At 36.8% G+C, this 13,852-nt stretch carries 10 protein-coding genes and 1 pseudogene; 5 read left to right on the top strand and 6 right to left on the bottom strand.

What is annotated here, in order from left to right; genetic code table 11:
* Positions 1-20 precede the first annotated feature (20 nt).
* Positions 21-587 carry a hypothetical protein gene (locus tag EKM03_RS02530; RefSeq protein ID WP_126568051.1) on the top strand — a complete coding sequence of 189 codons (567 nt, stop codon included), beginning with the start codon at positions 21-23 and terminating at the stop codon, positions 585-587.
* Positions 588-849: 262 nt separating this feature from the next.
* Here EKM03_RS02530 and EKM03_RS02525 read toward each other — a convergent pair.
* Positions 850-1,383, bottom strand: a pseudogene (locus EKM03_RS02525) (transposase); the annotation flags it as partial.
* A gap of 237 nt (positions 1,384-1,620) precedes the next feature.
* Between EKM03_RS02525 and EKM03_RS02520 the strand changes: the two are divergent.
* From EKM03_RS02520 to EKM03_RS02505, 4 genes are all read left to right on the top strand, one after another.
* Positions 1,621-2,352, top strand: coding sequence for a TlpA disulfide reductase family protein (locus EKM03_RS02520; RefSeq protein ID WP_126576564.1), 732 nt, complete (start codon positions 1,621-1,623; stop codon positions 2,350-2,352).
* A 341-nt stretch (positions 2,353-2,693) separates the two neighbouring features.
* Positions 2,694-3,233 carry a GNAT family N-acetyltransferase gene (locus tag EKM03_RS02515; RefSeq protein ID WP_126458604.1) on the top strand — a complete coding sequence of 180 codons (540 nt, stop codon included), beginning with the start codon at positions 2,694-2,696 and terminating at the stop codon, positions 3,231-3,233.
* A 403-nt stretch (positions 3,234-3,636) separates the two neighbouring features.
* Positions 3,637-4,233, top strand: a complete 597-nt coding sequence (locus EKM03_RS02510) for a hypothetical protein (RefSeq protein WP_126739831.1) — start codon at positions 3,637-3,639, stop codon at positions 4,231-4,233.
* A gap of 588 nt (positions 4,234-4,821) precedes the next feature.
* Positions 4,822-6,273: an NAD(P)/FAD-dependent oxidoreductase gene (locus EKM03_RS02505; protein WP_126739830.1), complete on the top strand. Its 1,452-nt coding sequence runs from the start codon at positions 4,822-4,824 to the stop codon at positions 6,271-6,273.
* Between the two features lie 478 nt (positions 6,274-6,751).
* Here EKM03_RS02505 and EKM03_RS02500 read toward each other — a convergent pair whose 3' ends face one another.
* From EKM03_RS02500 to EKM03_RS02475, 5 genes are all read right to left on the bottom strand, one after another.
* Entirely contained in the window at positions 6,752-7,570 is an 819-nt protein-coding gene (locus tag EKM03_RS02500) for an MOSC domain-containing protein (protein WP_126739829.1), read from the bottom strand.
* A gap of 45 nt (positions 7,571-7,615) precedes the next feature.
* Positions 7,616-9,973, bottom strand: a complete 2,358-nt coding sequence (locus tag EKM03_RS02495) for a multicopper oxidase domain-containing protein (protein WP_126739828.1) — start codon at positions 9,971-9,973, stop codon at positions 7,616-7,618.
* A 2-nt stretch (positions 9,974-9,975) separates the two neighbouring features.
* The gene (locus EKM03_RS02490; protein WP_126568043.1) at positions 9,976-12,510 is read right to left on the bottom strand and encodes a heavy metal translocating P-type ATPase; all 2,535 of its coding nucleotides are present in this window, start codon (positions 12,508-12,510) and stop codon (positions 9,976-9,978) included.
* A gap of 58 nt (positions 12,511-12,568) precedes the next feature.
* Positions 12,569-12,790 (bottom strand): hypothetical protein, encoded by a 222-nt coding sequence (locus EKM03_RS02485; protein ID WP_126568041.1) that lies wholly within the window; start codon positions 12,788-12,790, stop codon positions 12,569-12,571.
* 258 nt (positions 12,791-13,048) lie between these two features.
* Positions 13,049-13,777 (bottom strand): DUF3347 domain-containing protein, encoded by a 729-nt coding sequence (locus EKM03_RS02475; protein WP_126563391.1) that lies wholly within the window; start codon positions 13,775-13,777, stop codon positions 13,049-13,051.
* Between the last annotated feature and the right edge of the window lie 75 nt (positions 13,778-13,852).

Below are 13,852 nucleotides of genomic sequence, written 5' to 3'. Positions count from 1 at the left end.
GAATCAACTAATATCTAAAAATGAAAATAAATAAAAGGAATCTATCAATCTTAATTATTACAAATATATTATTTAGTTGTTCGACACCGTCAGCTTCAATGAAAAGTGAAATGAATACTTTCTCCAAAGAAGGTATGATTACAGGAAGTTTTTCTCTTGAAAACAGAAAAACTATTTCACCAGTTTATAAAATAAACTATGTGCAAATAGAAAGCGAAACATCAACTAATATGTTTGCAGATAAATTGAATGAAAAAAAAACAAACTTTCTTTACAATCCTGGTCAAATTACTTTTGGAAGTACAAATGGCGATTTTACAGAAGATGATAAAAATGTTTACCTTTTCAACATTGTTAAAACTGCAGGAAAATATAGAATCTATGAAATCGAAGCTTTTTTAAATACTGGTTATATGCAATCAACAAAAAAAATACCTGTTGATATTAAATTTGAGATTATGGCAGGAAAAATAAAATATTTAGGAGAAATAAACTATAACGTAAAAGAGAATATCATTAAAATAATAGACAATATTGAAAGAGATCGACTAAAATTTCAGGAAATAAATCCTAATATTAAATTTTAAAACATCGCCCAACAGCTAGGGTTCGTTGCGTGCGCAGCACAAACAATGAATTATAATCACCGAATACCAACAAAAATAAATTCAATGAGGTAAACCCGGGTTGAACGGAACCGATTCCACGTCCGTCAACCTATGCACTTATCGTAAAGATTTTAGAGAGAATTACAAGAGGCAAGCGAGCCTCTTTTTTTTTGGAGTGTTTTCTGCTTGGTTTTTTTCGTGTGTTCCTTCACTTGTGAACATAAGTTCCCTTACCCGTAATTTAGTTTTTACAAGGAATGGTGTTTTGGCTACCGCCAAGATACCAAGCCGGTGGACCACGCTGGTCAAAGACTGCTATTCGGTGTAAATTCCCTGTTTTACAACACGGACACTTAGGCATAAAGGGCTTCTTTTCTACTTTTTCTAAAACTTTTACCTTAAGTTTTTCCTGTAAAAGTTTCAGCTTTTGTCGCTTCCAAGTGCTGCTCAAAAAACCGTAATGCCGGATCTTAACACCCGAGCCCAAAGGGCGAACTGACGAAGTAAAACGTTTGGGCAAAATATGCAACGCAAAACGCCTGATAAATTCATGATGCGTGAGTGTCATTTGTTTTTTCACACCCGCTACTCGGTAATCCTTATAAGTAAAAGTCACGTTTTCATTGTCAATGTTCTTGATTCGATGGTTGCTAATGGCGATTTTATGGGTGTATCTCCCCAAATATTCCACCACTGACTTTGGACTTCCAAAAGGCGTCTTAGCAAATACAACCCAAGGCTTGCGCCACAATTCTTTCCGGATTTGTTCGTATTCTGTGCAAATGGATTTATATTTTGGGATACTAAGAGCAATATTTAACCCTTTTTACGGACTGTTTTATTTTAATAATCATAAAGCGAGTTTTGCCAGAACGAGTTTTAATTGTAGTTTAAATAACATATATTTACTCACTGTTTAACCAAATACAGTTCGTTTAGAGGGTTTTAGACGAACTGACGTTAGTGGCAATCTGGCAGAATCACACACAAATTTTTAAAAATAAAATTAAATATGAAAAAACATTTTCTAACAATTTTGACATTATTAACTTTTTCAGTTCATGCGCAAAAAGCGAAGTATTACGCAAATCCAAAAGTTATTCTGAACGAAAAGGAATATTTAGCAAATAGAAATACGGTTTTAGAGCAAATGAAATCGTTTGCTAAAGACATGAAGGTTTTTGAAGAAATAGACCTAAAATATCAAAATAAAGATTCTATTGTTTATAATTATATGTGGCATTTTACGCAAGACGTTAAAGCAACAGAGAAAGAAATAAATATAAAAAAGGCATTAATAGGTAAAGTTTATCCATTTAAAAATGAAATAACAATTGATGGAAAATCAATAACTTTAAATTCCTTAAAAGGTAAACCTACATTAATTAATTTATGGTTTACGAATTGCGCACCGTGTATTGAAGAAATACCTGTGCTGAATAAAATAATGAACGACAATAAAGACAGGTTTAATTTTGTAGCAATAACCTTCGATAACAAGGAAAAAGTTAGCAAATTATTACTCAAAAGAAAATTTAATTTTACACATATTGTAAACTCACTAAAACTCACTAAAAAATTGGGCTTTGAAGGTTACCCTGTTAATATATTTTTAGACGAAAATGGAATTATTAAAGAAATTACAGGAAATGCACCAGTGATAGAAAATGAAAAAGGAGAGCAAACTATGTCTGAAGGAAAGGAGTTTATTGCAATTTTAGAAAAGTATATAGAAAAGAAATAAAGCCAGCCCCCGCTCGTGCCCGCAAACAAAAGCACGAAAAACAAAAGGACAATTTTCATAAGTGACACGAGCGGGGATTTTCACTGCCATCCTTCACGCAGGCTATGGCACACGACAATATGCGGTTGTTTTGATAGTTTGTAAGAAAAATTTTTAATGTATTTGAAAAACATATAGGCACTGGTACTTGTCAGACAAAGCGACCCAATTTAGGTTAGATTGAGATGAATTTATTAGTGCTATATACTAATTTAAGGACAGTCGAAACAAAAATCACTCAGAAAACAAATAAAAAACTGAAGATTTTACCCAAAATTTTAAAATTAGAATAAAAACCTGAAATGAATAACTTAAATTTTAATACGGAAAGATTGAATTTGCGAACAATCGCGGAAAGTGACATTGATAACATTCACAAATTACATAGTTTGGCTGAAACTGATGAATTTAATACATTAGGAATTCCAAATAATATTAACGAAACCAAAATTATTGTCGAAAATTGGATTTTTAACAATAATTTGGAGAATAACAAGCATTTCTCTTTTGCGGTCGAATTAAATGGAGAAAAAGAATTTATCGGATTAATTGGAATAAATTTAGGAAAAGAAAAGTATAGAAATGCTGAAGTTTGGTTTAAATTTGATTCCAATTATTGGAATAAAGGTTATGCTACAGAAAGTTTAAAAAAGATAATAGCTTTTGGTTTTGAAACATTAAAACTTCACAGAATTGAGGCAGGTTGCGCGATCGGAAATATTGGCTCAATAAGTGTTTTAGAAAAAGTTGGAATGTCAAGGGAAGCGCATACAAGAAAATTGCTACCTCTAAAATCAGGTTGGTCTGATAATTATGGATATGCCATTTTATGTACTGATTAAAAATAAAAATCCCCGCTAGCGCAAGCGCAATGTCATTAAGTTAAGATTTTATACCAGCACCAGATGGCTCTGAAATACACTCAGTTTTCTCTTTAACAGATAGCGCGGTTTTGCAAACCGTGCCCATTCCAATTGGTAATTATAACACTTAGTCGGTAGGGAGCCGAAGAAGTAACGCTAACAAAACCATAAAAAAAACTGACATTAAAACGTAAAAAAGCTATTCCGTTTTAAGGATATAGCTTTTCTGACTTGTTTTATCTACATGCGCCGGTGGGCACGGTTTACAAAACCGCGCTAACCTTAGTGACGACATATCTGATTTTGTATTTGGAAGATTTGGCAAATCCGAATAATGGGCTTAATTTAGTCCCAAACGAACAACAGAGAAATATCAATGAAAATGACATATACAATAATCGGACTTGTTTTAGCAGGCGGACTTGTTTTTTACTTGACAAGTTTTAGAAATAAATCTACTACTACAAATCAACATACAAAAAGCGAAACCGCAACAACGGAAAAAGTTCATCAGACAGAAGAAAATACTTTTGAAGAACTTAGAAATATGGCGTTTACAGTGACGCCTGAACAACTTGCCCTTTCATTGCCGACTGACAAAACTATCGTTTACGGAGTTGTTATGGATTGGGAAATGGGTGGCGCAACAGCCACAACAGCTGCTTATCAAACAGGTGACGCAAGTTTGTATTTAAGTTCGGGCGGTGGCGTTATTGGTGGCGGACAGCATCAGAACGTAAATAGCGCATCAAAACAATTTATTAGTTTAGCACAAACCTTTCTTGACAAAACAGTTAAAGCCGAAAAAACATCTTTACCGACAACAAACGAAATAAAATTTTACTTTTTGACTAACAAAGGTGTTTATGTTGGACAAGAACAAATGAAAAACTTTGAAAACAATTCTTCTCTTTGGTTAAAACTATTTGAAGAAGGGAATAATGTATTGTCGGAATTAAGAAAAACAAGCGAAAAGTAATCAACAATCAGCTGAGAAACGCCAGCTTGTAACAGCTACAACGGATTTGGGCAATTGGCTTAATGGAAAGTTGGTTTTGTATTTGGGATGAACCAGATGGCTCGGAAATACACTCAGTTTTCCCCTTAACAAATAGCGCGGTTTTGCAAACCGTGCCCATTCCAATTGGTAATTATAACACTTAGTCGGTAGGTAGCCGAAGAAATAAAGCTAACAAAACCCAAAAAAAAACTGACGTTAAAATGTAAAAGCTATGCCGCTTTAAGGATATCGCTTTTCTGACTTGTTTTATCTGCATGCGCCGGTGGACACGGTTTACAAAACCGCGCTAACCTTAGTGACGACATATCTGATAGACCTGGGAATTTTAAAAGCCAAATTACTAGTTGGACAAAAGAATGACCTCAACGCTACATCGTGTTTATTCAAAAATAAATCTGTCGTTTAATCCTAATAAAAAATCCTTCTTTTTCACTTCAAAAGGTTTTCATAGCAATTACAAACACCGTTATTTAAGAAAAAGTAATGGTGTTTTTTTATTGCTACAATTTTGTATTTTGCAACAGCATTTAATTCTAAAATAAAAACATGAATACTAATCATATCGATATTATTATAATAGGAGCGGGTTTATCCGGTATAGGCGCTGCGTGTCATTTGTCACGTAAAAATCCAGACAAAAACTATGTTGTTTTAGAGGCAAGAGCGGAACTTGGAGGTACCTGGAGTTTGTTTCAATACCCTGGAATCCGTTCCGATTCGGATATGTATACTTTTGGGTATTCCTTCAAAACATGGGAGGATCAAAAGTCTTTCGCCGACGGACCTTCTATATTAAAATACCTCAATGAAGCCGCAGACGAATATAAAGTACGCGATCATATCATCTACAATCAACGCGCTCTTTCTTATAACTTCGATACAGAAAAAAAATCATGGACGGTCACTACCGTAAATACTGCCACGGAAGAAGAAACAGTTTATAGGTGCCAGTTTATCTTTAGCTGTAGCGGCTATTATAATTATAACAAAGGGTACACTCCTGAATTTAAGGACCAATCCCGTTTTGAAGGTAAAATTGTCCATCCTCAAAAATGGCCTGAAAAATTAGATGTTGCCAATAAAAAAGTGGTTATAATTGGCAGCGGAGCCACTGCTGTGACCATCCTTCCGGAGCTTGCCGCCGAAGGGGCACAAGTTATTATGCTGCAACGATCGCCAACCTATATTGCTGCTTTACCCAATAAAGACAAAATTGCTGCTCGCCTCAAAAGGCTGTTTCCAAAAAAAGTAGCTTATAGACTGATTCGTTATAAAAATATTTTCTACGCTATTGTCTTTTTTAATCTGTGCAAGTTCTTTCCAGAGGCAATGAAAAAATTCATTATAAAAGGGGCTGAAAAAGCTTTGGGTAACTTTCCCGTGGACCCTCATTTTATACCTAACTACAATCCTTGGGAACAACGTTTTTGCATTGCGCCAAACGGAGATTTTTTTAGAGCCATTAGAAAAGGGAACGCAGCGGTAGTTACGGATCATATCGATTGTTTTTTAACAAATGGGATTTTACTAAAATCGGGGAAGACACTGGCCGCCGACATTATAATCACCGCAACTGGACTTGATTTAGTGGCGTTTGGAGGCGTAAAAATTCAACTGGATTCGCAACCTTTTGATGTTTCTAAATCTTTTGTCTATAAAGGCCTCATGTTAAGCGACCTGCCCAATTTCTTTATTTTTGTTGGCTATACCAATGCTTCGTGGACGTTGAAAAGTGACCTTACCAGCGAATATATATCTCGGGTCTTAAATTATTTGGACAAACACCATTATAAAGCGGTGCAGGCAAAAGTAGTCGAGACAAATTTAAAACCGGTTCCACTACTCAACCTGAATAGCGGCTACATTAACAGAGCAGCGAATACGCTTCCTAGTCAGGGAAACAAAGCACCTTGGCGTATTTACCAAAATTATGTGCTGGATTATAAAATGCTTCGCTTGGATGCCGTTAAAGACAAACGACTTACGTTTTTCAAATAAAGGAGGTTCAAGAGTACAGTAAAGAATTGGGTACTAATAATCCGGAAGTAAATGGTATTTTAGCTCCAAGATCCTAACAAAACATAGGAACGTTCAACAACATATCAATAATGCAAATTAAATAGATTGTCAAAGTATTTAAAGCACGTTTGGAGCAATCTAAACGCCCTGTTCTTTGGCTAAAAGAAAAATCATGCTATTATTACTGCATTGATGATTGAAAGGTAAAACGGAATGAACGTGGAAGATCATATGATTAACGGAAACCAAAATCACACGGAACAAAAACATAAAAAAGATTGATTTGATTGCTTGTACATACGTTGTAACACACAAGACATGAACAAAAATAGTATTAGCGGGTTGCTCTGCAGCGTCTCCCGACTATTAATACTATTTCAGTAAGCAATAAATTTGAGTAAGAAATCTGGAAACTTAGTCAACGGATTACCTCATATTCACGAAAAGAAAAGGCCATTTAAATAGAAATCAAAATGGTAATAGCATCACCAACAGTAACAAGACCAGTTCCAGAACCGATCAAGTTTTGCCCAAACAACACATTATTTCCCGATGTCCTGTATTTTGCCAAAGTCCGCAAAGGATCTTTTCCTGATGTCACTCCTTTTTCTTGGTCTACAGTTGTCATTACGCATCTCCCGCAAGGTTTCACTCCAAAAAAAGTCAGCTCACCTATTGTGAATTCTTTCCAAGAATCCTCTTCATAAGCATCACCACCTGTAACAACAAAATTAGGTCGAAACCGATTCATCGGCAGTGCTTTTTTTAAACGGAAATTCAAATCATCCAATGACGATTGACTAATCAACAAAAAAGGATAGCCATCCGAAAAAGAATTAATATCAGCTTGCGTAACGGCATATTTAGCCTCTACTTTTCGGTGACTTTCCTCAGGCATGTATACCAAACGAGCCGAAAATCCCAATATTCGAGAAAACCAATCTGAAACAACCGAATCTACTTCATACGCCTGAATGGAGTCCTCCCAGACCATCACATCAATTTTAGTTTCGGCTTCCGAAAAAGATTGCTGCAGCGGAAGTTGTATTGTTTCTAATTGCACGCGATGTGTAATCTTCAGGAAATCCCCTATAATTTCAGGTAGAAAAAGAGCTAATTCCGGATGTTCCCTTTGCGACAGAAACATTCCGTTTTCATCAATCAACAACCAACGGCGGTCGTGTTCCAAACCACGATCGGTCACTTGAGCTTTTTGCAATTTAATTCCACCTAATGATTTTACAGGATAAATCCAGATTTCTGAAAGTTGTACCATAGCACTCTATTTTTCCCAAAATTACAAAAACAAAGTATTCCGTTTTTAATAATTCAAACTCAATCCAAAACCCATTCCCATATCGCTGTCATAATGCGTGGTAATTCCAAAATTTCTCTTGACTATATACCGCAATCCCGCCATGTATTCTTTGTCCGTATTCCACATTAAATTCATGCGCAATCTTTTAGAAACCGGAATATCCATGCGTTCAAATTGCAACCTGAAATTCCCGTCGGTATACACTTCGGCTTGTGCTTTAATCAGCATTGGCATGGTATATTCGACTCCGGCACTAAAAACGGCGCGATTGTCTTTGGTATTGGTTTGCCCAAAAAGATTCTCTTCCATTGCTCCCATTTCCATTTTTCGATACCGCCAGTCAAAACCAATAAATGGCATTAGCCACTGCATTTTCCCTAAATATCGTCCAATATGCGTTTCCGTTTCATACCCGTGATGATCGGTATAACCCAAACGCCATTCGGTACCAATACTCCAACGCGTGTTTTGAATCATCAGCATTCCATCGTTCCCATTGGTGGCAAAATCATTTTCAGCCATCACATGGAAGGCTCTGTCATCGGCAAATAATTTGCGTTGCGCTAATTTTGGATTTGGAATCAAAGGATTGGGCTCTTGATTTTCATAACTAAAAACGCGACCCATTCCCGCCATCATGTGATAGAGAATGTGACAATGAAAAAACCAATCGCCTTTGACATTCGCATTAAACTCAATCGTATCGGTTTCCATCGGCATAATATCGATGATATTTTTCATGGGAGCGAACTCTTTCTGACCATTCAGGACTCTAAAATCATGTCCGTGTAAATGCATCGGGTGGCGCATCATGGAACCATTGAAGAGTACAATTCGAACATTCTCTCCTTTTTTAATTAAAATTTTATCGGCTTCAGAAACCACTTTATTGTCCAGACTCCACACGTAGCGATTCATATTTCCTGATAATTCAAACCGCAGTTCTTTTGTCCCCCCAGCCCCCGAAGGGGGAGTTGGAAGCGTTGTTTTAGTAGGTGATTTCAGCATGGCATAATTTAAGGTAGTAATATCAGATAATGCATTACTATTATAATCTTCCTCCGTCATTTTCATACCATCCATCTTCGGAGCGGTTGCCTCCATTTTCATTTTTCCCATATCATGAGACGAATGATCCATCTCCACTTCTTGTTGTGTTCCTTCTTTAGAATCTATAGGCCCCGTGATTTCAGGATACATTACTACATTCATATCCATTTGGTTCAGTGACATTTTCATTCCCATATCATCTAAATCGCCATTCATTTTCATCATGCCGTTCATCATTTTCATTCCTTCAAAATATTTTAATTTTGGCAAAGGCGACATCAGTTGCTTGATTCCATCTCCTAAATACAACGAAGCTGATTTAGTTCTATCCTCCGAAGTAACTAAAAATTCATACGCCGTTTTATCTGCTGGAATCGTTACAACAACATCATACGTTTCAGAAACAGCTACGATTAATCGGTCGACTTCAACTGGTTCCACATCGTTTCCATCACTGGCCACCACGGTAATTTTTCCACCGGCATACGTCAGCCAAAAATAAGTAGAAGCGCCACCATTGGCAATCCGCAACCTCACTTTATCTCCCGCTTTGAACTTCCTCACCCCAGACCCCTCTTCAAAGGAAAGGGGAGAAGAAACGCCATCTATTTTACTTTCATTTTTGCCGTTGATCAAAAACTTATTGTAATACACATCGCTAACATCCATCGCATTCATTCGTTTCCATTCGTTGGTAATTTTTGTCTTAAAATGTCCTGCTTTTATGGCTTCGGCATAGCTCTGGGTAGTTCCTTTTTGAATTGCAAACCAATCGGTTGCATTGTGCAGCATCCGATGGACATTTTTTGGATTTAAATCCGTCCATTCACTCAAAATGATTGGAACGGTTGGTAAATCATCAATTCCTGCTCTAAAAGTTGGATCCTCATTTCGTTTGTTCATAACAAAGGAACCGTACATCCCAATTTGTTCCTGCAACCCCGTATGACTGTGGTACCAATGTGTTCCGTGTTGAATAATTGGAAACGTATATTTATGGGTGGTATGCGGTTTTATTGGCATTTGAGTCAAATAAGGCACGCCGTCTTCTTTATTGGGTAAAAACAATCCGTGCCAATGCAGTGAAGTATCTTCATTTAATTCATTGTGTACATAAATTTCGGCAATATCGCCTTCGGTAAACGTGAGTGTCGGCATGGGAATCTGTCCGTTTACGGCAATCGCTCTTTTGGGTGTATCGCCAAAAGTGACAATCGTATCCCGAACATATAAATCATACCGAACTACTTTTTGCGCTTCAGCATTCCAAGCAAAAAGCAAGAGTATAATTATTATGGAGTATTTTTTCATAATTAAAATTTTAAATTACGCAATCGCAACGCATTTGCAATTACTGAAACAGAGCTGAAACTCATGGCCAAAGCCGCAATCATTGGCGAAAGCAACACGCCAAAAAACGGATACAAAACACCCGCTGCAATTGGAATTCCAAGCACATTGTAGAAAAAGGCAAAGAATAAATTTTGCTTAATATTTCGCATCACCGCATGACTTAAGTTTTTGGCTTTGACTATTCCTTGCAAATCGCCTTTCACTAACGTTATTTTGGCACTTTCGATAGCCACATCTGTTCCTGTTCCCATAGCAATTCCTATGTCGGCTTGTGCCAAAGCCGGCGCATCGTTGATTCCATCACCTGCCATGGCTACAATTTTCCCTTCGGCTTGCAATCGTTTAATTTCTTTGAGCTTGTCTTCAGGCAAACAACCCGCTTTATACGAACTCAAATGCAACTCCTGAGCCACTGCTTTTGCCGTATTTTCATTATCACCGGTAAGCATGATTACCTCAACTCCCTGACGCATCAGTTCTTTTATAGCTGTGACGCTTGTGGCTTTGATGGCATCTGTAATCGAGACAAATCCCACCGCAATTCCGTCAATTGAAATATAAGAAACCGTTTTTCCGAGTTTCTGTTCGGCGATAATTTTATTTTCTAATTCTTCAGAAATCGTGGCATTTACCTGCTCCATCAATTTTTTATTTCCGAGTGCCACTTTTTTATCGACTACGGTTCCAATAACTCCTTTGCCGGAAATCGCTTCAAAATCCTTGACTTCGATTAATGAAACTGCTTTCGCTTTCGCAAAATTGACTACGGCTTGCGCCAAAGGATGTTCGCTATACTGATTTAAAGAAGCAATACTTTGCAACAAAGAATCTTCTTCATTATTTAAAGAGAATACTTTTTCAACAGAAGGCTTTCCTTCCGTAATGGTTCCTGTTTTATCGGTAATCAGCACATTTACTTTATTCATATTCTCTAACGCTTCGGCATTTTTTATCAAAACTCCAGATTGCGCTCCTTTACCAACACCAACCATTACGGACATGGGCGTGGCCAATCCCAAGGCACACGGACAAGCAATAATTAATACTGCAATCGCATTGATAAATCCATACACCATTGCGGGTTCAGGACCAAATTGTGCCCAAACAAAAAAAGTGATTATGGAAACCCCAACTACAATTGGTACAAAATATTTAGCGATTCTGTCCGCTAGTTTCTGGATTGGTGCTTTAGACCTACTGGCAGTGTTGACCATTTGTATAATTTGCGAAAGCACCGTTTCCGAACCTACCTTTTCAGCAATCATCACAAAGGATTTATTGCCGTTAATGGTTCCGGAGCTAATACTATCGCCTGTTTTTTTATCTACAGGAATGGGTTCACCTGTTATCATCGATTCATCAACAGTACTTTCTCCATCGGTAATTTTTCCATCCACCGGAATTTTATCTCCCGGTTTTACCCGCAATAAATCTCCTTTTTTGATATCATGAATCGAAATCACTTTATCCCCTTCATTGCTAACCAAAACAGCTTCGGTTGGCGCTAACTTCAATAATTCTTTTATCGCTCCACTGGTTTTACTGTGCGCTCTAGCTTCGAGTAATTGCCCCAATAAAACCAAAGTTAATATCACCGTTGTAGCCTCAAAATAAAGATGAACCGCTCCGTTATCCGTTTTAAATTCATCCGGGAAAATAGCGGGAAAAAACAATCCAACCAAACTAAACAGAAAAGCGACTCCAGAACCAATTCCAATCAACGTAAACATATTGAGATTCCAAGTAACTATAGATTTCCATGCACGCTCAAAAAACATCCAACACGCATAAAAAACGACAGGAAGTGAAAATAATAATTGTACCCAATTCCACTTTTCTAAATCCATAATTTTCATTATTGGATTATTCGGAATCATATCTGACATGGCAATAATAAAAATGGGAACTGTAAAAACTACCGCTATTTTCATTTTGCGGACTAAGTCATTGTACACTTTGTTTTCTTCAGAAGCGGTGGGTTCCATTGGTACTAAATCCATTCCGCAAATGGGACAGGAACCGGGACCGTCTTTGATTACTTCGGGATGCATCGGACACGTGTACCTTGTTTTTGCAACACTCAATTCGGGAACTTTTTCCAGATTCATTCCGCACACAGGGCAACTTCCCGGTTTATCATAGACTTTTTCCCCCTCACAATGCATCGGACAATAGTATTTGCCTTGCGCAGTAGCGGGTAAAATTACGGTTGATTTCTCTTGTGGTTTATTCGAACTGCAACATGACTTCTCAATTGGTTTTTCAGTAATTCCATGAGAATCAACACTAGTATTCATTTCTATGGTGTAGTTTCCAGCGCCAGTTAAAACCTCTTGTAATTGAACTGTGGAAATGTGTTGATCCATTGTTATAGTCGCTATTGGCGGATTCAAAGTAACTGTCGCTTGAATTCCATCAATAACATTCAATGTTTTTTCTACTTTGGAACGGCAACCGTCGCAAGACATTCCAGTGACTGTATAAGTATGTTTCATAATGTTGAATTTAAAAAAAATCGGTTCTATAAAAGTATAGAACCGATTTAAAAAAACTTTAATGTTGATGATTCTCTTCTTTTGTATCACTTGCTTTTGGAGTCATCTGCATCCCACATTTTGGATATTTTACAGATTTATCACTCATTTCTTTCGGGTGCATTGAACAAGAATACATTGCTTTATGGGTTTCCTTTTGGGAAGATTTCACCACTTCTTGAGCTGATGCTATGGAATTCACTGCTAAGAATACGCTTGGTACGATAATTAATGTTTTCATTTTTTCTATTATTAAAATATTTAGCTAAACATTCATTGCTACTAAACAAAGGTACATAACCTTCTATTTTAACTTGTTGTAGAATTTTGGAAATGATTTGTAAGTTTTACAACCTATCAATTTGCAATCTGTTATTTTCTACTAATTCGACTTCTCCTAACTTCACCGAAACAGGAAAAATTCCAAGTTTTTCGAGCTCGGATTTCACAACCATTATACAGCGACCACAAACCATATTTTTGACATAGAATTTCATCGCTATTGAACGGTTCCTATTCTCCTGCCACAATTTAGCATCTCCGCACCAAAATAGGGATTAATCACGTCTTGGGTTTCACTGATCCAATACCCGTTTTTTCCTGCTCCATACATGGGACAGTAATCCTGATATACGGTTTGTTTGGTTCCAAAGGCTTTTATCAAATCAAAAACATCTTTGCTCAATAACGAAAAATACGTTCTTTGATGCTCCATTTTACCGGCATTATCCCCAATATGTTTGACATTTACTTTGGCATCCGCCACAAAAGCATTGTATTTATTTTTTAATTTGGTGTCTAATGAAGTTGCGCTGGAACTATTCAATATAGTATGCAAATCTTTTGCCGCGATGGCTGCTCCTTTTGAATCGTCTTTGGTTAATGCATTTTTAATTTTGAGATAATTAGATACAATAGCATCGGTTGGAAAAGTCATTTTATCAGCACTCTCCGTTTTGAGCACCGCACCGGATTTTGCCCTGTTTTCAACAGGAGTTAGCTCTTTTTCAGTAGGGATTGTTTGCACCACTTTCTCGGTTAATTCCATCCCGCATTCTGAACATTCTCCACCGGATGCACCAGTAACTTCCGGATGCATCGGACAGGCATATAATTCCGTAGCTTTTTCTGTTTTTTCAGAACTTGTAGCTGCTGCTTCTTTGTTTTTCTGGTCACAAGAAACCGTCATAAATACCGTTATTAAGGACAAAAGCATTATTTTTTTCATTGTGTTTTTTTTATAATTACAAATTTACTTTTATTTAAAATCAATTATTCATTGTTATAAATCTAAGCTTTATCT

Source organism: Flavobacterium sp. GSP6 (genome assembly GCF_003984855.1).
In the GTDB taxonomy this organism is placed as follows: Bacteria; Bacteroidota; Bacteroidia; order Flavobacteriales; family Flavobacteriaceae; genus Flavobacterium.
Note: the sequence above shows the minus strand (reverse complement) of the source record. Positions and strands in the feature narration are given on the sequence as shown.

Bases quoted from the DNA above. Each gene is read 5' to 3' on its own strand.
- EKM03_RS02530 (WP_126568051.1), top strand. From the start codon at position 21: ATGAAAATAAATAAAAGGAATCTATCAATCTTAATTATTACAAATATA.
- EKM03_RS02520 (WP_126576564.1), top strand. From the start codon at position 1,621: ATGAAAAAACATTTTCTAACAATTTTGACATTATTAACTTTTTCAGTT.
- EKM03_RS02515 (WP_126458604.1), top strand. From the start codon at position 2,694: ATGAATAACTTAAATTTTAATACGGAAAGATTGAATTTGCGAACAATC.
- EKM03_RS02510 (WP_126739831.1), top strand. From the start codon at position 3,637: ATGACATATACAATAATCGGACTTGTTTTAGCAGGCGGACTTGTTTTT.
- EKM03_RS02505 (WP_126739830.1), top strand. From the start codon at position 4,822: ATGAATACTAATCATATCGATATTATTATAATAGGAGCGGGTTTATCC.
- EKM03_RS02500 (WP_126739829.1), bottom strand. From the start codon at position 7,570: ATGGTACAACTTTCAGAAATCTGGATTTATCCTGTAAAATCATTAGGT.
- EKM03_RS02495 (WP_126739828.1), bottom strand. From the start codon at position 9,973: ATGAAAAAATACTCCATAATAATTATACTCTTGCTTTTTGCTTGGAAT.
- EKM03_RS02490 (WP_126568043.1), bottom strand. From the start codon at position 12,510: ATGAAACATACTTATACAGTCACTGGAATGTCTTGCGACGGTTGCCGT.
- EKM03_RS02485 (WP_126568041.1), bottom strand. From the start codon at position 12,790: ATGAAAACATTAATTATCGTACCAAGCGTATTCTTAGCAGTGAATTCC.
- EKM03_RS02475 (WP_126563391.1), bottom strand. From the start codon at position 13,777: ATGAAAAAAATAATGCTTTTGTCCTTAATAACGGTATTTATGACGGTT.